The organism is Halorubellus litoreus, from assembly GCF_055378595.1.
This window is the reverse complement of record NZ_AP043836.1, coordinates 1,157,280-1,175,231: the sequence shown is the minus strand read 5'-3', so window position 1 is coordinate 1,175,231 and position 17,952 is coordinate 1,157,280. Positions and strand designations below refer to the sequence as shown.

16 protein-coding genes are annotated in these 17,952 nt (G+C 69.4%); 7 read left to right on the top strand and 9 right to left on the bottom strand.

What is annotated here, in order from left to right:
- Positions 1–50: 50 nt before the first annotated feature.
- Positions 51–1,592: a sensor histidine kinase gene (locus tag ACZ48X_RS10060; RefSeq protein WP_336350907.1), complete on the bottom strand. Its 1,542-nt coding sequence runs from the start codon at positions 1,590–1,592 to the stop codon at positions 51–53.
- A 205-nt stretch (positions 1,593–1,797) separates the two neighbouring features.
- Positions 1,798–3,777, bottom strand: a complete 1,980-nt coding sequence (locus ACZ48X_RS10055; protein WP_336350906.1) for a hypothetical protein — start codon at positions 3,775–3,777, stop codon at positions 1,798–1,800.
- 80 nt (positions 3,778–3,857) lie between these two features.
- Between ACZ48X_RS10055 and ACZ48X_RS10050 the strand changes: the two genes are divergently transcribed.
- Complete coding sequence (locus tag ACZ48X_RS10050) at positions 3,858–4,952, top strand: archaeosine biosynthesis radical SAM protein RaSEA (RefSeq protein ID WP_336350905.1); 1,095 nt, start codon at positions 3,858–3,860, stop codon at positions 4,950–4,952.
- 54 nt (positions 4,953–5,006) lie between these two features.
- On the opposite strand, the gene ACZ48X_RS10045 is transcribed toward ACZ48X_RS10050, so the two are convergent.
- The gene (locus ACZ48X_RS10045) at positions 5,007–5,267 is read right to left on the bottom strand and encodes a HalOD1 output domain-containing protein (RefSeq protein ID WP_336350904.1); all 261 of its coding nucleotides are present in this window, start codon (positions 5,265–5,267) and stop codon (positions 5,007–5,009) included.
- Positions 5,268–5,970: 703 nt separating this feature from the next.
- Between ACZ48X_RS10045 and ACZ48X_RS10040 the strand changes: the two genes are divergently transcribed.
- Complete coding sequence (locus ACZ48X_RS10040; RefSeq protein ID WP_336350903.1) at positions 5,971–6,627, top strand: lactate utilization protein; 657 nt, start codon at positions 5,971–5,973, stop codon at positions 6,625–6,627.
- 21 nt (positions 6,628–6,648) lie between these two features.
- On the opposite strand, the gene ACZ48X_RS10035 is transcribed toward ACZ48X_RS10040, so the two are convergent.
- The 3 genes from ACZ48X_RS10035 to purS form a co-directional block, all read right to left on the bottom strand.
- A complete protein-coding gene (locus ACZ48X_RS10035) occupies positions 6,649–9,834 on the bottom strand; it encodes a PAS domain S-box protein (RefSeq protein WP_336350902.1) in 3,186 nt (1,061 codons plus the stop codon).
- An 86-nt stretch (positions 9,835–9,920) separates the two neighbouring features.
- Positions 9,921–10,613 (bottom strand): phosphoribosylformylglycinamidine synthase I, encoded by a 693-nt coding sequence (purQ, locus tag ACZ48X_RS10030; RefSeq protein WP_336350901.1) that lies wholly within the window; start codon positions 10,611–10,613, stop codon positions 9,921–9,923.
- Positions 10,610–10,867 (bottom strand): phosphoribosylformylglycinamidine synthase subunit PurS, encoded by a 258-nt coding sequence (gene purS / locus ACZ48X_RS10025; protein WP_336350900.1) that lies wholly within the window; start codon positions 10,865–10,867, stop codon positions 10,610–10,612. Before purS ends, purQ begins: the two co-directional genes overlap by 4 nt.
- Before the next feature lie 337 nt (positions 10,868–11,204).
- Between purS and ACZ48X_RS10020 the strand changes: the two genes are divergently transcribed.
- The 4 genes from ACZ48X_RS10020 (at position 11,205) to ACZ48X_RS10005 (ending at position 13,711) form a co-directional block, all read left to right on the top strand.
- Complete coding sequence (locus tag ACZ48X_RS10020) at positions 11,205–11,510, top strand: YgaP-like transmembrane domain (RefSeq protein WP_336350899.1); 306 nt, start codon at positions 11,205–11,207, stop codon at positions 11,508–11,510.
- A 119-nt stretch (positions 11,511–11,629) separates the two neighbouring features.
- A complete protein-coding gene (locus tag ACZ48X_RS10015; protein ID WP_336350898.1) occupies positions 11,630–12,256 on the top strand; it encodes an SOUL family heme-binding protein in 627 nt (208 codons plus the stop codon).
- A 142-nt stretch (positions 12,257–12,398) separates the two neighbouring features.
- Positions 12,399–12,572 carry a hypothetical protein gene (locus ACZ48X_RS10010; protein ID WP_336350897.1) on the top strand — a complete coding sequence of 58 codons (174 nt, stop codon included), beginning with the start codon at positions 12,399–12,401 and terminating at the stop codon, positions 12,570–12,572.
- A gap of 185 nt (positions 12,573–12,757) precedes the next feature.
- A complete protein-coding gene (locus ACZ48X_RS10005; RefSeq protein ID WP_379762433.1) occupies positions 12,758–13,711 on the top strand; it encodes a formyltetrahydrofolate deformylase in 954 nt (317 codons plus the stop codon).
- Positions 13,712–13,741: 30 nt separating this feature from the next.
- On the opposite strand, the gene ACZ48X_RS10000 is transcribed toward ACZ48X_RS10005, so the two are convergent.
- Both ACZ48X_RS10000 and ACZ48X_RS09995 read right to left on the bottom strand, forming a co-directional pair.
- Complete coding sequence (locus ACZ48X_RS10000) at positions 13,742–13,921, bottom strand: DUF7576 family protein (protein WP_336350896.1); 180 nt, start codon at positions 13,919–13,921, stop codon at positions 13,742–13,744.
- Between the two features lie 50 nt (positions 13,922–13,971).
- Complete coding sequence (locus ACZ48X_RS09995; protein WP_336350895.1) at positions 13,972–15,888, bottom strand: DEAD/DEAH box helicase family protein; 1,917 nt, start codon at positions 15,886–15,888, stop codon at positions 13,972–13,974.
- Positions 15,889–16,095: 207 nt separating this feature from the next.
- On the opposite strand from ACZ48X_RS09995, the gene ACZ48X_RS09990 reads away from it, so the two are divergent.
- Positions 16,096–16,671, top strand: coding sequence for a DoxX family protein (locus tag ACZ48X_RS09990; protein WP_336350894.1), 576 nt, complete (start codon positions 16,096–16,098; stop codon positions 16,669–16,671).
- A gap of 136 nt (positions 16,672–16,807) precedes the next feature.
- Here ACZ48X_RS09990 and ACZ48X_RS09985 read toward each other — a convergent pair whose 3' ends face one another.
- Complete coding sequence (locus ACZ48X_RS09985; protein ID WP_336350893.1) at positions 16,808–17,836, bottom strand: phosphoribosylaminoimidazolesuccinocarboxamide synthase; 1,029 nt, start codon at positions 17,834–17,836, stop codon at positions 16,808–16,810.
- Positions 17,837–17,952 lie beyond the last annotated feature (116 nt).

The window sequence follows — 17,952 nt, the reverse complement described above, 5'->3', positions numbered from 1 at the left end:
ACCCCAAGGTGCCTTGGGCGAGCGCGGCGGCGTCCGCCCGCCGACGCCGACTACTCGCTCGCAGTCGTGCGAATCTCGAAACGCGCGCCGTCATCGGCCGACGCCCCGACCGCGACCGACCAGTCGTGCGCTCGCGCGATCTCCGCGACGATACCGAGCCCGAACCCCGTCCCGTCGGTCGCCGTCGAGTACCCCATCTCCATCACCGCGTCCCGGTCGTCCTCGGGGATGCCGACGCCGTCGTCCGCGACGAAGAACCCGGTCCCGTCCGCGAGCGCCCCCACCGTCACCGTCAAGTGGTCAGCGCCACCGTCCGACGCGGACACCGGCGCCTCGTCCGAGGACGTCTCGGACCCGGTCGAGCCGTGTTCGATACTATTTCGGAACAGGTTCTCGAGGAGTTCCTGGAGTCGGTTCGGGTCCGCGTCGACGTGGAGGTCGTCCGCGCGGACGTCGAGCGTGGCGTCGTCCGTGTCGACGTGACGCCACGCGAGCGTCGCCGCGGTCGCGACGTCCACGCGCTCGGTGTCGCCGACGACGTCGCCCTGGCGGGCGAGCGTGAGGAGTTCGTCGAGCATCGCCTCCATCCGCGTGAGTTGCGTGCGGACCTCCTCGACGGCGGTCACGTCCCCGGACTCGAGCGCGAGGTCCGCGTACCCGCGAGCGACGCTCAGCGGGTTCCGGAGGTCGTGACTGACGACGCCCGTGAACGCGTCCAACCGCTCGTTCTGTCGTTCGAGCTCGCGTTCGCGCTCCTTCAGCGGCGTGATGTCCGTGTAGATGAAGTACCCCGACCGGGTCTCGTCGTCGCCCGCGACCGGAACGCTCCGCAGGAGGAACCGTCGCGTCCCCGTCTCCGTTCGCCGCTCCACCTCGTCGTCGAGGCGCTCGCCGTCGTTCACCGCCGCGTGCAGTTCCTCGGCGGCGTCCCGGTCGGCCTCGGGGACGAGCAGGTCTGTCACCGGTTCGTCGATCGCGTCCGCTGGCTCGTACCCGAACGCACGGACGAACGCGGAGTTCACGCGGTCGACGACCGGGCGACCGTCGACGAGCCGGTACTGGAGCGCGGGGTCGGGGACGTTCTCGAACAGCGCCGCGAACCGGTCGCGTTCGCGCGTCACGAGCGCCTCGTAACTCACGCGCTCCCGGGCGTGCTCGACGTACGTTACGAGCAACTCCGCGAGCTCGCGGTCGGTGTCCGTGAACGCGTCCACGTCCGTCGACAGCGCCTGGAACACCGCGTCGTCACCGACGGGTATCGAGAGCGTGGACCGATACGCCGGGTCCGTCGGCGCCGCGTCCGCGTCCGCGTTCAGGTCCGGAACCACCTCGGTCTCGCCGCGACGGAGCGTCCGCCCGGCGACGCCCTCGTTCGCGTCGAGCGTCGGCGCGTTCGGCTGGAGTTCCACCGCCACCGCCGCCGCCGGCACGAGCCGGTCGTCCTCGACGCAACAGACGACGCACGCGTCGAACGCGAGCACGTCCGCCGCCGACTCCACCGCGATGTCGAAGATCTCCGATTCGGCGTCAGCCCGCGAGAGCGCCGTCGCTGCGTCGTGCAGGCGCTCGATTCGTTCGCGGGTCGCCGCCATCCTGCCCCTCGTAGGACGGGGGGACTCTTGACTGTACGGGCTCGATGAATCGGGACCGGACAGCGACCACCCCGGCGAGCGCGAATCAGGCGACGGGGTAGAACGGCGGGGTGAGTCAGGCGACGGGGTAGAACGGCGGGGTGGGTCAGGCGACGGGGTAGAACGGCGGGGTGGGTCAGGCGACCGGGTAGAACGGCGGGGTGAGTCAGGCGACCGGGTAGAACGGCGTGAGTTCGTTCGACCAGTGGAGTTCGTCGTCGTACACGACGAGATAGCCCTCGTCGTCGAGGAAGTCCGCGAGCTCGGTCGCCGACAGCTCGAACGCGAGGCCGTTCGCGAGCAGGCGCGGTCGGACCTCCGGGACGTCCGGATGCCAGAACAACCCCGCGGTCGGTCCACCCGCCTTCCCCGTGACCGCGAACGTCCCGTCGCCGTTCGCGACCACGTGCAGCGGGATGTAGTTCACGCTGTCGTCCGCCTGGAGCGTGTGCGTGCCGTCGCCCGCGACCACCACGTCGAACGCGCCGTCGACGTACCGGTCGACGAGCCGACGCGACAACTCCAGGCCGAACCCGTTCACGAGCAGGCGGACGAACGACTCCGCGGCCGTCCGCGACACCGCGCCCGTCCGACTCGCGCCGGCGACCGCGCCGGCGTCCACGAGCGACCGCGCGACCGCGCTCGCCGCGTCCGCGTCAGTCGACGCGCCCGTCAAGTCGAGCGCGAACAGGCGCGCGCCGACCGCCTCGACCGTCTCCAGGTCGAGGACGCCGTCCGCGCACACGACGCCACCGTCGGGCGTGCGCTCGGCGACGACGTGCACGAACGCACGCCGCTCCGCGAGCGCCGCCGCGAGGTCCGCGGTCGTCGCGTCCCGTCGCTCGACCACGGACAGGTCGACGAGCCCGTCGTAGTGCCGGTAGAACGCCGTCACCGCCTCCTGGTCGCCGTCGCGGCCGTGTCCGACGACGAGCACCTCCGGCTCGCCGTCGTCCAGGCCCGCGTCGAGATGCGAGAGGTAGTTCTCGTACGCCGCCGGCGACGCCGCGTACGTCCCCGGGCGCGTCCCCGGTGCGAGCCACGCGGACGTCACGGACGGGTCCGCGCTCGCGCCGACCGCGTCGAACGCCGACGGCAGGTAGACGCGCGCCTCGTGGTGCGCGAGATGCCCGAGTGCGGTCGCGTACTCGGCGGTCGGCTCGACGAACGCGACGTGCGAGCGCGCCGGGAGTCGACTCCGGATGCGCTCGAACGGCGCGTCCAGGTACGCCACGAGGCGCTCGGCGGGCGTCGCATCGAACAGCGCGTCCGCGTCCAGGCCGACGTCGTCGAGGAACTCGGCCTCCGCGAGGTCCGTCCCGCCGCGCGCCGAGTTCACGAGACAGTCCGCGTAGAACGTCCGCTGGAAGACGTCGTTCGCCGCCACGCCGAACTCGGGGAGCGCCGGGAACTCGTGGACGACGTCGTGCTCGGGAACGCGGAGTTCCGGCGTCTCGCGGTCCGCGACGCGGACGTCGGCCGCGAGGTGGTACGCGAGCGGCGCCGCCGGAATCCCGTACGCGAACTCGTCGGGGAGCACCAGCTCGATACCGGTGTCCGGCACGGCGTCGGCGACCGCGTCCGGCACGTCGGTCTCGTCGCCGAACGCGATACGGGGCGGGTACTCGCGCCACCCCGGGAGCGTCCGGTCCGGCCCGAGCGACAGGTACGCCGACGACAGCGCCGACAGCGCGGTCGCGAGCCCGCTCGCCGTCGCCGGCACCGTCACCGTCTCCTCGGGGTAATCCACGAGACTCCAGTAGCCGAACGTCACCGCCGTCGGATGCTCGAACGACAACCGGACGCGGCCGTCCGCGAGCCGCGCGAGCGTCCCCGCGCCCGTGAACTTCAGGTACGCACCGAGCTGCGAGGTGACCTTCACCAGGTGCGCGTCGTCCGCGAGCGACCACGTCTGCGTTCCCTCGCCGAGCTTCTCGAACCCCTCCGCGTCCGCGTCGCCGAGCTCCACGAGGTCCTCGCCGAACGTCAACTGGGTCGCGCGCGCCGCCACGAACTCGTCCAAGCCCTTCACGGGGATGGCTTCGGGCGTCGCGTCGTCGTCCCACCCGACGACGTCGATCGCGAGTTCGTGACCGACCCGGTCGACCGCGCGCAACGTCGCGTCCGACAGCCCCACCTCGACCATTACCCGCAGTGCGGTCGACGAGCGTATTAGGCTTGCGGGCACTCGAAGGGGATTTGAGCGAGCGGCCCCAGACTCCGGTAATGAGCGAACCGAGTCCGGAGGTCTACGAGCGCGGTCGTGGGATGGACGCGCACAACGAGGTGATGCGCGGCATCCGCGCGCAGAAGGACGCGACGTACGACCCCCACGAGCCGACGCGCGTGTGGCTCGACGAGGACAACACGCCCGGTGGCGTCTACGACAGCCTCACCATCATCCTCAACACGGGCGGGTGTCGGTGGGCGCGAGCGGGCGGCTGCACGATGTGCGGGTACGTCGCCGAGTCCGTCGAAGGTGGGAGCGTCGCGCACGACGCGCTCATGGACCAGATCGACGTCTGTCTCGACCACGAGCGCGAGAACCTCGGCGAACCCGGCGAGGACGACGAGCAAGCGGGCCTCATCAAGATCTACACGTCCGGGAGCTTCCTCGACGAGCGCGAGGTCGGCGCCGAAACCCGGCAGGCCATCGCCGAGACGTTCGCGGACCGCGAGCGCATCGTCGTCGAGAGCCTCCCGGACTTCGTCGACGCCGAGAAGGTCGCGGACTTCACGCAGCACGGCCTGGACGTCGACGTCGCGGTCGGCCTGGAGACCGCGACCGACCGCGTCCGCCACGACTGCGTGAACAAGTACTTCGACTTCAGCGACTTCGAGGACGCCGCGATGGCCGCGAAGGAAGCGGGCGCCGGCGTGAAAGCCTATCTCCTCATGAAGCCGCCGTTCCTCACGGAACCCGAAGCCCTGGAAGACATGAAGGCGAGCGTCCGCAAGTGCGCGGGCGTCGAGGGCTGCCACACGGTGTCGATGAACCCGTGTAACGTCCAGCGGTACACGATGGTCGACGAACTCTACTTCCGCGGCGGCTACCGGCCGCCGTGGCTCTGGTCGGTCGCCGACGTCCTCGAATCGACCGCGGACGAGGACGTCATCGTCGTCAGCGACCCCGTCGGCCACGGGAGCGACCGCGGCCCGCACAACTGCGGCGAGTGCGACGACAACGTCCAGACGGCCATCAAGGACTTCGACCTCCGCCAGGACCCGTCGGTGTTCGAGCAGGTGTCCTGCGAGTGCGAGGCGACGTGGGAGACCGTGCTCGAACGCGAGACCGAGTACAACGCACCGCTGGTCGACTGAGCGCGGCCCGTCCCGCACCCGGCCCGTCTCGTTTTTCGTTCGCGTACCGAGCCGTCAGTCGTCGCCGAGCGCTTGCTCGCCGTTCGCGTAGGCGTCCGTGCGCTCGTCGACGGTGACGGCGCCGGTCTCGTCGACGGTGACGTGCATGCCGGCGTAGGGGAACGTGAGAACCGCGCTCGAGTCGTCCGCGATGGTGTCCAGGGCCTCCGGGTCCACGACCTCCGCGAGCGGTGGGAGGTCCAGTTCGTCGCGGTCGGTCCTGGCTGCGGCGGCTTCGATCACGCGCGTCGACGCGCTCCGGTCTGCACGACTCATGAGCGACCCGGGGGACGGACGCACCATAAGCGTTCGTCAGACAACTCTGAACGCCGTGCTCGTTCTCCGGATTCTCAGGGGGTCGCCCGGGGTATTCAGGGCGGTTCCGTCGATTATCGGCAACCAAAGTCGGCACGCTGGAGCAGGTACTTCCCGTCGGCGTCCGCACGCCGGCGCTGATGGCTCGCGCGCGACCACCGACGGCGACCCTCGTCTGCGGATTGCGCGAACGGCTCGCGACGACACGGCGGCGTCGCTGCGGAACGACCGCGTTTCTACGGAACTGGACGTCACAGAAGCACGTGCGACGCCGCGCGATGCGGCGCCGACCTCCTCACTACGACCCATTGCGACCAGAATGACTTAAAGAACCGTGCGGGTCGTTCTCGCGACTCGGGCCGTCCGGCGCGTCGACGAACCACGACGTCTCCGCTGGCTAGTCTGGGGTGACGCGCTGCTGTACGAGCGAGCGACGTAGAATCGCGTACGACGCCGCAGGGTGCGGCGTCAACCTCCTCACTACGACCCATTGCGACCAGAATGACTTAAAGAACCGTGCGGGAGCGTCCCAATCGACCGTCGACGACGCCCACGAATGGCGTGCCGTGTGCTATCGTTCGTCCCGGTATCGGTGGCGTCACCTACCGACACCGGTGTCCGCGTCTCGTTAAGTACGGCAGGCGGCTACGGACGCACCACGACCATGTCCCAACAGAAGGCCGACTACGTAGACGACGCCGACATCGACACCGACCTCGACGCCCAACCCGACGACGACACCATCGAGGAGGCCGTCGCGAACCTCGAAGCGAACGGGTTCGCGGTCGACGTCGTCGACACCGCCGACGACGCGCTCGACGCCATCGTCGACGAGATTCCCGCCGGTGCGTCCGTGATGAACGGGCACTCGACCACGCTCGAGGAGATCGGGTTCGTCGACTACCTCGGCGGCGACGACCACGACTGGGAGAGCCTCCCCGACCACGTCTGGAGCATCGACGACGACGCCGAACGCCAGGCCGCACGCCGCGACGCCCAGACCGCGGACTACTTCCTCGGCGGCATCAACGCCATCGCCTCCACGGGCGAACTCGTCGCCGCCGACATGTCCGGGAGCCGCATCGGCGCCTATCCGTTCGCGGCCGGGAACGTCGTCATCGTCTCCGGCGTGAACAAGATCGTCGACACGCTCGACGACGCCTTCGACCGCCTCGAAGAAGTCGCGTACCCGCTCGAGAACGAGCGCGCACAGGAGGCCTATGGCGTCGAATCCGCCATCGCGAAGCAACTCGTCTTCCGCAAGGAGATGGAGGAAGGCCGGACGACGGTCGTCCTCGTCCGCGACCAACTCGGGTACTGACCCCGAACGGTACCGACGCGTTCAGTCGTCGGCCTGGATGACGTCCGCCTCGGTCGCGATGGGAACCGAGAGCGTGACGACGGTCCCACGGGGCTCGTTCGCCTCGAACTCGATGGAGCCGCCGGACTGACTGACGACCCAGTCGACGAGCCAGAGGCCGAGGCCGCTCGCGTGCCGGAGTTGCGTTATCTCGCGCTCCTCGCCGATGAGTTCGCGCTCGGTGTCCGGGATGCCCGGGCCGTCGTCCGCGACCTGCAAGCGGAGCATGTCGTCGCGGTCGCCCGCGTACTCGGCGCGCACCGTCACCGTCGGCGTCGACGAGTCGTTGTGCTCGACGGCGTTCTCCATCACGTGATAGATCGCGGTCCGGAGCATGTCGTCCGCGCGAACCGCGACGTCCGCGGTCACGTCCACGTCGATGACCGCGTCCGGGTACTCCTCGCGGATGCGTGCCGCGCTCGTCTCCACGCTCTCGGTGACGCTCACCGGCCCCGTCGCCTGCGTATCCCGGTCGAGCGTCCGTTCGACCGCGCGCGTCTTCTCCGCGAGCCCGAGCAGGTCGTCCGCGCGCTCGATGACCTGGTCCGCGTACCCGGCCGCCGTCGAGTCCGTCACCGCGTCCTGGAGCATCTCCGCCGATCCCTTGATGATGTTCATGCCGTTCCGGAGGTCGTGCCGGAGGACGCGATTCAGTATCTCCACGCGCTTCTGGCGTTCCTTGCGTTGCGTGATGTCCGTGTACACGAAGAACGTCATCGGCTCGTCGGCGTCCGCGTCCACGGGGACCGCCGTCAACTGGAAGTCCCGCAGGCCGTCGGTCGTCCGCCGTTTGACCTCCTGCTCGACGACGTGTCCCTCGCGGCCGCGGCGGTCGATGTCCCGGGCTTCGTCGAGGCGGTCGACGGGCACCACGAAGTCGTTCAGGTTCCCGCCGACGATGTCCGCGCTCCCGTACCCGAACACGCCCTCGAACGCCGGGTTCACCGCCTCCACGATCGCGCCGTCGTCGGTGTGACGCGTCTGCACGACCGGGTCCGGGACGTTCTCGAACAGCGCCGCGAACCGGTCGCGTTCCCCGCGCAACCGTCCCTCGAACTCGATGCGTTCCAGCGCGTCCTCGACGTGCCGCATGAGGAGTTCCGCGAGCTCGAGGTCGTCCTCGTCGAACGCACCGACCTCGTCGCTGACCGCCTGGAACACGCCGTGTTCGCCGATCGGAACCGACACGAGCGACCGGTACGTGCGTTTCTCCGGCGTCGCCTCGTTGTCCGCGCGGACGTCCTCGAACAGGAACGACTCGCCCGTCCGATGGGTCTTCCCGGCGATACCGTCGCTGACGTGCGCGGTCTGCTTGTAGCCCTCCGGCTCGATCTCCGAGGACAACCCGACCGAGTACAGGTACTCGCCGCGGACCTCGTCGATACCGCAGACGTCGAAGTCGAGGATGCCTTCGGCCGCCTCCACCGTCAACCGCCAGACGTCGTCGCGTCGCTCGCAGTCGTCGAGCAGCGACGCGACCTCGTGCAGGTGCTCTATCTTCCGGCGTTTCTCGCCGAGTTCGGACTGGATGCGTTTGCGCTCGCGGACGTCCCGCACCACGCCCGCAACCCCGCCCGCGTCCACGCCACCGGGGAGGACGCCGACGTTCGCCTCGCACGGTATCTCCGTCCCGTCCACCGCCCGTATCCGAACCTCGAGCGTCCCCACGCCCGTCGTCTCGCCGTCGTCGTCCGTCATCCCGGACAGCTGCTCGGTCGCGTTCGCGTACGTGTCCTCGCCGACGAGCGTCGACGCGTGCATCCCGACGAGTTCGTCGCGGTCGTACCCCGTCATCTTCGTGAGGGTGTCGTTGACGGTCTCGACGAACCCGTCGCTGTCGAGCGCGAACACGCCCGCGCCGACCGTCTCGACGATCGTCTGCTGGAAGCGTAGTTCCGCCTCGCGACTCGTCCGGTCGAGCGCCGCGGTCGCCGCGGACGCGAGGATCGTCGACAACTGGATGGCCGTCTCGTCGAACCCGTGTTCGTCGCGCGCGCCGAGCGCGAGCGTCCCGTGGTCGCCGAGCGGATGCACGACCGCGCTCCGGATGGGGGTGTCGTCGGGGAGCGTCGTCGCCGACGGGATGTCGGACTGGACGACGCGACGGTCGCCGGTCTCGTACACCTCCCAGTTCAGGCTCTCGCCGGCGACGACCGGCGGCGGGTCGCCGAACTCGGCGGTCGCCGCGGTCGCGTGCAGTGCCTCGCCGTCCTCGTCCGCGAGGTACGCGGCCGAGTACGGCTGACCGAGGATCTCCTCGACGGCGGTGACCGCGGTCTCGGCGACGGTCTCGGCGTCGTCGGCGCGGACGAGGTCGCGCGTCACCGACCGCAGCTGGGCGATGGTTCGCTTGCGTTGCTCGCGGTCGGTGACGTCGTGAACGAGCGACACGGAACTGCGGACGTTGCCGTCGTCGTCGGTCGCGTTCGTCGAGTGCCACTCGCACGTGATGCGCGTGCCGTCCTTCCGGACGTTCTCGTTGACGTTCGTCAACCGGCCGGGCGTCGACAGCGCGGTGTCGCAGACCGATTCGACGTCGTCGCGGGCGTCGTCGGGGACGACGAGTTCGAGGAGGTGCTCGCCGACCGCTTCCGCTTTCGTGTACCCGAACAGCGCTTCAGCGCCGCTGTTCCAGCGGACGATGACGTCGTCCGTGTCGACCTCGACGAGCGCGAGCGGCGCCTCCTCGACGACGACCGCCGGGTCGGCGCGCACCGAGCCGGCCGGTACCGGATCGCTCGGTCTCGAACCGTCCGGCCTCGAGTCCACGGCGGCGTCGTCGCCGACGAGCCGTTCGACGCGCTCGGCGAGCACGGACACGTCGTCGTCCTTCGTGACGTAGGCGTCGGCGCCTGCGGCGACCACGTCACCGGCGACGCGTTCGTCGCCGTGCGCCGTGTAGACGACGACGGACGCCTCCGGGACGTGCTCGTGGACGTGCTCGCAGAACGCTATCGTCCCGCCGTCCGCGGGGTCGGCGTCCGGGAGCGCGTACTCGGTGACGACGACGTCGAACCGCGTGTCAGCGAGCGCTGCACGCGCCGCTGCTGCTGTCTCGACAGTCGTCACGTCCGCGGAAAGTGCCGACGTCACGGCCGGCACGTCTGGCGACCCGTCGACGTACAGGACGCGAGGCCCACCTCCCCGCTCGTCCGAATCCGATGCCACCACTACTCGTCTTGTGTACGGACGGCACGGGGTTTAAGCTTTGAGGCAGGTTCACAAGCGTGGTTTCGTCGGCACGCCGTCGCCGATTATTCGGCGTCGACGGCGCGCGCGAATCCCTCGAGGAGCGGGCGGCCGTCGGTGCCGCCGACGTCCGCGAGCGCCGCGCGCTCGGGGTGGGGCATCAGGACCGCGGTGGTGTCGCGCTCGCCGAGGACGCCGGCGACGTTGTGCTTCGAGCCGTTCGGGTTCGCGTCGACGGACGGCTCGCCGTCCTCGTCGCAGTACCGGAAGAGCACGCGGTCGTTCGTCTCCAGTTGCGTGAGTCGGTCGTCGTCGACCTCGTAGCGGCCTTCGCCGTGCGCGATGGGAAGCGAGATGACGTCACCGGCCTCGTAGCCGGCGGTCCACGGCGTGTCGGCGTTCTCGACGCGGAGGTGGACGTGCTCGCACTGGAAGCGCGCCGATTCGTTCGTCGTGAACGCGCCGTCGGTGAGGCCGGACTCGCACCCGACTTGCGCGCCGTTGCAGACGCCGAGGACGGGGACGCCGTCCGCGGCGGCGTCCCGGACGTCGTTCATGATGGGCGACCGGGCGGCCATCGCGCCGGCGCGCAGGTAGTCCCCATAGGAGAATCCGCCGGGGAGCATGACGCCCGTGACGTCCTCGGGGAGGCCGTCCTCGTGCCAGACGATCTCGGCGTCGACGCCGACGTCGTCGAGCGCGCGGAGTGCGTCGCGGTCGCAGTTCGACCCGCCGAAGCGGACGATGGCGACGGTCATGCCTCGCGTTCGGCGACCGCGACCTCGTAGTCGTGGATCGTCGGGTTCGCGAGCAGTCGTTCGGCCATCTCGCCCGCGCGTTCGCGGGCGGCGGCCTCGTCCTCGGCGTCGAGGTCGACCTCGAAGCGGTCGGCCGCGCGGAGGTCCTCGAGGTCGAAGCCGAGGCGTTCGAGCGCGCGCTGGGTCGTCTCGGCCTCCGGGTCGAGCACCCCGTGCTTCAGCCGGACGGTCACCGTGGCGGTGTACGCGGTCATCGACTGGAAGCGCGCGTTCGTGGTCAAAAACTCTTGTGCAATCCCTTCGTGATACACGATTGTGGATAACGCCGCGACCTTAGGGAGCGACGAAACAATCGAGCGGGGAGTGCAACGACCCGCGAGATAGACGGGGCGACCGACGGGAGCCCCGAGACGGAACGGGCTGACCGAAGGGAAGCCCGTGGAGTGCGTCGCGACCAGCGGGAGCGACGATACGGTCGAGCGGGGAGCGTAGCGACCCGCGAGCGGGTGTCGTCTGTCGTGAGGATGCGGCGGTCGACGGCGGAGTGTGCGACGGTACGATTATGCGGCTGCGAGTGTTGTTCGATAGCATATGACGAACAAGTCAGGGAAGTCGCTGGGGGGCGGCGCCGCACAGGCTTACCGCTGGGTGTTCGGTATCGGGCACGAGCGGAACGTCGGCGGCCTCGAGCGGACGATACGGTACCTCCTCGGGTTCGCGTGTCTCGCCGCCGCGGCCGGCGTGCTGCTCGCGCCCGTCCTCGAGAGCGGGCTCGGTAACGTGCCACTCGGGGCCGCCCTCGCCGTCTGTGGTCTCTATCTCGTCTACGAGGCGCAGGTCCAGTACTGCCCGCTGAACCACACCGTCGGTCGGAGCACGTATCGGCAACACGACTGAGGCGTCGCGTCCCGACCCCGGAACGTGTGGAGTCGACCCGTTGACGCCGACGAGAGCGTGGCCTTGACGGCCGCGACACCGGGGGCGCGCTTATGCTCGCAGCACTCGTATCGGTCGACATGAAGCGAGCCCTCAAGGTTCTCGGTGGCGCGCTCGGCGCGACGGCCGTTGCCGTCGCGGTCTGGGACGCGTGGGCGCGGTTCGGGCAGTCCGACGTGGAGACGGTCCCGTACACGGTCATCGAGCGCGACGGTGCGTTCGAACTCCGCGAGTACCCGGACGTCGTGGTGGCGCGGACGGTCGCGCCGAGCCAGCGCGAGGCGTTCCGCCGGTTGTTCGCGTACATCGACGGCGCGAACGAGCGCACGCAGGGCGTCGCGATGACCGCGCCGGTGGCGACGACGCCCGGCGTCGACGTCGCGATGACCGCACCCGTCACCACCGAGCCCGTCGAAGCGGGCGTCGAGATGGCGTTCTTCCTGCCGTCCACGTACACGCTCGACGGCGCGCCCGAGCCGACCGACGACCGCGTCGAACTCGACGTCGTCGAACACCGGCGCGTCGCCGCCTACCGGTTCTCGTGGTTCGCGACCGAGGCCAGCGTCGAGCGCGGCCGCCGCCGCCTCGACCACGCGCTCGCCGACCGCGGCCTCGCCGCCGCCGGCGACCACGAACTCCACCGGTACGACGACCCGCGAACGCCGCCCTGGCAGCGCCGGAACGAACTCGTCGTCGAACTCGCCTGAACGGCCGTCGACGCGACCGATACCGGGCGGCGTCTCGCATCGTCTCGACCACCGATACCGGACGGCGTCTCGACCACCGATACCGTCGTCGGGAACCCGTCACGAAGCGAGATTTATGCTCTCAGCGAGCGTCCAGTTCGGTATGCTAGAGCTGCTCGTCTCCGCGCTCGTCGTCCTCGTCGTCGTCGCCGTCGTCGCGCTCGGCGCGGTCGCCGTCGGCCTCGTCTCCGTCCGCGAGTTCTACCGCGGGCGCACGGAGCGCACCGACGTCGCCACCATCGACGACACCGACCCAGCGGACCCGACCGTCCGCTGAACGCCCTTGCAAGCCCCCGGCGACGACCGCGAACCCTAGGCACTCGCGAACGCACCGCTGCCCGCACGTGACGCGTTACCGTCCACGCGCCCCGTCCACGGTTGCGTGGAAGGGAACCCTTTTGCTCGCGCGTGGCCTCAGCGTCGACTGATGTCTCAGTCGACCAGCAGTCGGAGGTGGCACCGATGACCAGTGACTTCGCCGAGATCACGGTCGTCGGAGGAGACAAGACCGGACTCATCGCGAGAGTGACCTCCCTGCTGTTCGAGCGCGGAATCAACATCGAGGACCTCGACCAGGCGGTCCGCGAGGACGTCTTCCGGATGACGCTGCACGCGGACACCGACGAGATGGTGTGCACGCAGGCGAAACTCCGCGAGGACCTCCACGACCTCGGCGACGAACTCGACGTCGACATCCAGGTTCGGTTCCCCGAGGACCGCGAGACCCAGCAGATCGCGGTGCTCGTCACGCAGGAATCCCATTGCCTCGAACGATTGTTCCAGGCGTGGGCGAGCGGCGACCTCGGCGCGGACATCTCTGTCGTCATCGGGAACCACGACGACCTGGAGCCGCTCGCGGAGAAGTACGAGGTCCCGTTCCACGACGTCGGCGACGAGAAGGGGACGCCCGACGAGGGCGAACTCCTCGACCTGCTCGCGGAGTACGACGCGGACCTCATCGTGCTCGCGCGCTACATGCGCATCCTCAGTCCGGACGTCGTGTTCCGGTACGAGGACCGCATCATCAACATCCACCCGAGCCTCCTCCCGGCGTTCCCGGGCGCGAAAGCGTACCGGCAGGCCCTGGAGGAGGGCGTCCGCATCGCGGGCGTCACCGCGCACTACGTGACGACGGACCTCGACCAGGGCCCCATCATCACGCAGCGCGCGTTCGACGTCCCCGACGACGCCGAGATCACGGACCTCAAGGAACGCGGCCAGCCGCTCGAAGCCGAAGCACTGCTCGAAGCCGTGCGCCTCCACCTGAACGACGAGGTGAGCGTCCACCGCGGCCGGACGCGCCTCCGCGAGAACCGCGAGGAATCCTACCAGCTCGGGCTCCCCGAGGAAGCCGACCGCGCGAACCCCGACCGGCCCGTCGACGGGCTCGGCGACGTCGTCAGCGACGACGACTGACCCGCGGACGCGGTCGCGTCGGGACGCCAGTTATCCTTGCTCCCAGTTCTCGAGACAGTCGTCGTCGCAGAAGTGTACGTGTTCGCTGTCGCCGTCGACGATTCGCGAGCGGACGCGGTGACTGTCGCCCGTCACTGGCGCACCGCAGTCGGCGCACGCGGGGGCGTCGTCGGCGTCCACGTCGCCGACGTCTGACGTAGGGTCGACCATGCTACCCGAACGCAAGCCCCGGAGTGGCTTGAACGCCCCGAGGGTGGCAATTATTCGGCGGCGTCGTCTGGTGCCTCGTCGCCGTCCGCGTCTTCGTCGTCGGCGTCCGTGTCGTCGGTGGCGGCGACGAGGCCGTCGGTCGTCTCGAAGGCCTTCGCGTCGCCGTCGCGGACGCTGATACCCTTGGAGGCGAGGTGCCTGGTCTGGTTCTGCGCGAAGTCCTCCTCCGTGGTCCCTCGCGTCGCGAGGACGACGACGTGCGCCGAGCCCTCCGGACGCATGGTGCGGCCGGCGCGCTGGGTGCCCTGACGTCTGGAGCCGCCGAGTCCGGAGGCGACGACCGCGACCTCGGCGTCCGGGAGGTCGATGCCCTCGTCGGCGACCCGGGAGACGACGAGGACGCGGCGGTCGCCGTTCCGGAACTCCCGGAAGAGGCGGTCGCGTTCGCTGTGAGCCATCTCCCCTGAGATGAACGGCGCGTCGAGCGCCTCCGCGAGTTCCTGGCCGTGGTCGAGGTACTCGACGAACACGAGCGCCTTCTTGTCCGGATGCTCGCGTTCGAGGACGTGCTCGGTCTCCGCGATCTTCGCGGGGTTCGCGGCCGCCGCCTGGCGCTTGTCGTGCCCGTCGCGCTTCGCGTGCCGTTCCTGTGCCTCGTCCGACCCCCACGGCACGTACCGGACCTCGACCTCGGGGTCCTGCACGAACCCGGCGTCGAACAGCGCGTCCCAGTCGGTCCCGATTGGTGGGCCGACGAGCGTGAATATCTCCTCCTCGCGGTCGTCACCGCGAACGGGGGACGCCGTCAACCCGAGCCGGTGCTTGCTCTGGAGGTCCACGCTCCGCCGGTGGATGGGCGCGGGCACGTGATGCACCTCGTCGTAGACGACGAGCCCCCACTCGCGGTCGTCGAACAGCTGGCGATGGCGGTCCATGCCCGCGGTCTGATAGGTCGCGATGGTCACGGGTCGAATCTGCTTCTTCCCGCCGTGGTACTCGCCTACTTGCGAGTCAACCAGGTTCGTGTGCGTCAGCAGTTCCTCGCGCCACTGCGTCGCCAGCTCGCGACTCGGGACGAGGACCAGGGTTTCGCCGCCGACCGCTTCGATGCAGCCCATCGCGGCGACGGTCTTCCCGCTCCCCGGCGGCCCAACCAGCACGCCCGCGCCCTTCTCGTCGAAGCGGTCCACCCACTCCTGCTGGTAGTCACGCAGCCGCAGATGGAGCTGGACGTCGAGGGCTTCTCCGGTCTCCAGGTCGCGGCCGTCCTCGACGGGATACCCGGCCTCGTAGAGCACGCGCTTGACCTCCGCGACGCGGTCCTCGGCCACCCACGCCTCCGTATCGGAGATGACGGCGCGGAGCGCGCCCTCCGGCAATCGCTGCTCGGCGACGTTCCCCAGGAGGCTCTCGTTCGCCGCGACGAGGACGACGTAGCCGTCCTCGTGCGTCCGGAGCTCGAACCGGTGCGCGCGCTTGTACTGCTCGACCACCCACTCCTCGAACGTCGACGGCCACACCGGCAGCACCGACTGCATCGTCGCCACCAGCTCCTCGTGCGTGTCGTACGGCGCCTGCCAGACGTCCTCCCGACGCACCTCGTAGAGGTACCCGCCGGTGCGCGTGGTGTCCTTGAGGCGCGCGAACTGCGCGAGCTGCGCCCTGGTGAACTGCTCGGGCTGGTCGACGACGATCTCGCGGCGCTCCGGGAAGAACACGACGCGCTCGCGTTCGACCATCCGCGCCCAGTCGCTCGCGTAGAACACCGTCGGGTCCTCCGCGACGCTCGCGCGCTCGACGTCCCCGCGCTCCTCCAGCGCGTCCAGCGCCTGCATCGCGCGCTCCTGGCTGACGTCGAGACGGCGCGCGAGCGCCGTCGCCGTGATGACGGGCCGCCCGTGGTCCTCCAGCGCGTCGTAGAACCGGTCGACGGACAGCTCCTCTGTCTCCGTATCGCTCTCGGTCACTACCCGCCGGTAGCGGCCGCGCAGGCAAAGGGATACCGTCCCACCGCCGACCCGACGCCCCCGCTCTCGCTCGACCACCGGCGGCCCTCTCACGACCCGCCGCTATCGGTCGTTCCCACGCGCTGAGAACGGTTTCGGCGTCCTGAGAACCACTCTCTCTTTATATTGGGTTGGTAGTCGAATCCTGAAGTGTAGAGGTGCAAGCCAATGTCCGCACAAACCCGCAAACTGGACGCAGAACTGTTCGGCCGAGAGACCAACTTCGAGTATAGCGAGCACTGGATCGGCTACGCGCTCGTCGGCCTTCGGGTCGTCATGGGTTGGGTCCTCCTCCAGGGTGGGCTCACCAAGCTCGTCACGTACCTGGACGGGAACCCCGAGAACAACTGGACGGCCGCGGGGTACCTCGCGAACGCCATCCCCGAAGGCAACCCGTTCATGGGGCTGTTCGCGGACATGGCTGGGAGCGGGTTCGTCGACATCCTCGTGATGTGGGGCCTCACCCTCACGGGCATCGGCATCATCCTCGGCGCGTTCGTCCGCTGGAACGCGTTCTGGGCGGCCGTGATGATGATGATGTTCTGGGCGGCGAGCCTCACCGGCGGCCTCATGCAGGGCCTCCCGCTCGCACACGGCTGGGTCGTCGACGACCACGTCGTGTACGCGATGCTCCTGTTCGGCCTCGGCGCCATCGGCGCCGGCCGCATCCTCGGCGTCGACGGGTTCCTCGAGGAACTCGACTTCGTCAAGGAGAACCGCTGGGTCCGCCTCCTCATGGGCTGACCACGACCTGAGCCCTCCAGTTGCGCGCGGGTTGCGCGCACGAGCCGATCCTTCTTCTGAAACTACGCCACTGAGACGCAGCGCCGTCGTCCGTCCCTGCGATGGACCGTTGTCGTCCGTGCGCTACGTCGCTGTCCTACTTGTTGTCGAGCCGGCGGACCTTCCCGACCGCCGACGAGAGCGGCGGTGCGTCGAACAGCTCCAGGCCGGTGTAGGCGTTCGTGCCGGCGGCGTACATGTCGCGCGCGATGGAGAGGACCTCGTCGTCGAGCGGTTCGGGGTCGACCTCGCACAGCGCCTTCCAGTCGGCTTCGTCGCGTTCCTTCGCCGCCGTCTTCGCGTCCGCGACGGCGCGCACCCAGTCGGGCTGCGTGCGCTTGTGGTACTGGCGGATGACTTCCTTCGAGAGCTGGGTGCCCTCGTAACTGAAGCGGTTCTCGTCGAACGTCCCGACGACGTCCGCGACGCGGATCTCGCCGTCGTAGTAGAGGCACTCTATCTTCCCGTCCTCGTGCGTGAGGCCCTGCGACGCCGCTTGCTCGGTGACGACGCCGTTCACGTCGCGCGCGACGCGCTCGAGGGCGTCGATGTCGGCGACGCCCGCGATGCGGTCGGCTTCCTCGCGGGAGAGGTAGCGGTCCGAGCGCTCGTACTTCGTGGAGAACTCGACGATAGGTTCCGCGAGGTCGACCGCGTCGTCCGGCCACGCGTCGTAGTCGAGTCCGTGGTCTTCCGGGGTGGTCCGCGAGCGGAGGCTGGAGCCCACGGGGACCTCGTTCCGGAACACGATCTCGAGCGGGACGAGGTAGTTCTCGCCGGCGTCGGCGTGGTACGCGTCGTAGTCGTAGTCGCGGCCGTCGACGGGGAGGTCCGGGACCTGCGTGAGGTCGATGGCCATCTCCCACGGCGGCGTGGACGCGTCCCGGAGCGGGACGACGTCGCCGTCGTCGACGACGCCACGGTAGTGCGTGGGAATCCCTGCATCTTCCAGTAGCTCGAAGTTGAACGCGCCCATCGAGCACAGCGACGCGCCCTTGTCGGGGATGCGGTCGGGCATCTTCCCCCAGTCGAACACCGAGTAGTCGTCCGTGAACACGAACGCGCCACGCCCCAGTTCGTCCGCGGTCGCGGGCTCCTCGACGCGGAAGTCCTTCACCGAGGTCATGCCGACTCACGCTCTCCGGTTGCGGCGACGGTCATGCCGACTCACGCTCTCTGGTTGCGGCGGCGGTCATGTCTCGAACGCGGATTCGCGGGGTAATCAACTTTCATGACTGCGGT

Excerpts from the sequence above, each read along its gene's own strand:
- ACZ48X_RS10060 (WP_336350907.1), bottom strand. The coding sequence starts at position 1,592 with ATGGCGGCGACCCGCGAACGAATCGAGCGCCTGCACGACGCAGCGACG.
- ACZ48X_RS10055 (WP_336350906.1), bottom strand. The coding sequence starts at position 3,777 with ATGGTCGAGGTGGGGCTGTCGGACGCGACGTTGCGCGCGGTCGACCGG.
- ACZ48X_RS10050 (WP_336350905.1), top strand. The coding sequence starts at position 3,858 with ATGAGCGAACCGAGTCCGGAGGTCTACGAGCGCGGTCGTGGGATGGAC.
- ACZ48X_RS10045 (WP_336350904.1), bottom strand. The coding sequence starts at position 5,267 with ATGAGTCGTGCAGACCGGAGCGCGTCGACGCGCGTGATCGAAGCCGCC.
- ACZ48X_RS10040 (WP_336350903.1), top strand. The coding sequence starts at position 5,971 with ATGTCCCAACAGAAGGCCGACTACGTAGACGACGCCGACATCGACACC.
- purQ (WP_336350901.1), bottom strand. The coding sequence starts at position 10,613 with ATGACCGTCGCCATCGTCCGCTTCGGCGGGTCGAACTGCGACCGCGAC.
- purS (WP_336350900.1), bottom strand. The coding sequence starts at position 10,867 with ATGACCGCGTACACCGCCACGGTGACCGTCCGGCTGAAGCACGGGGTG.
- ACZ48X_RS10020 (WP_336350899.1), top strand. The coding sequence starts at position 11,205 with ATGACGAACAAGTCAGGGAAGTCGCTGGGGGGCGGCGCCGCACAGGCT.
- ACZ48X_RS10015 (WP_336350898.1), top strand. The coding sequence starts at position 11,630 with ATGAAGCGAGCCCTCAAGGTTCTCGGTGGCGCGCTCGGCGCGACGGCC.
- ACZ48X_RS10010 (WP_336350897.1), top strand. The coding sequence starts at position 12,399 with ATGCTAGAGCTGCTCGTCTCCGCGCTCGTCGTCCTCGTCGTCGTCGCC.
- ACZ48X_RS10005 (WP_379762433.1), top strand. The coding sequence starts at position 12,758 with ATGACCAGTGACTTCGCCGAGATCACGGTCGTCGGAGGAGACAAGACC.
- ACZ48X_RS10000 (WP_336350896.1), bottom strand. The coding sequence starts at position 13,921 with ATGGTCGACCCTACGTCAGACGTCGGCGACGTGGACGCCGACGACGCC.
- ACZ48X_RS09990 (WP_336350894.1), top strand. The coding sequence starts at position 16,096 with ATGTCCGCACAAACCCGCAAACTGGACGCAGAACTGTTCGGCCGAGAG.
- ACZ48X_RS09985 (WP_336350893.1), bottom strand. The coding sequence starts at position 17,836 with ATGACCTCGGTGAAGGACTTCCGCGTCGAGGAGCCCGCGACCGCGGAC.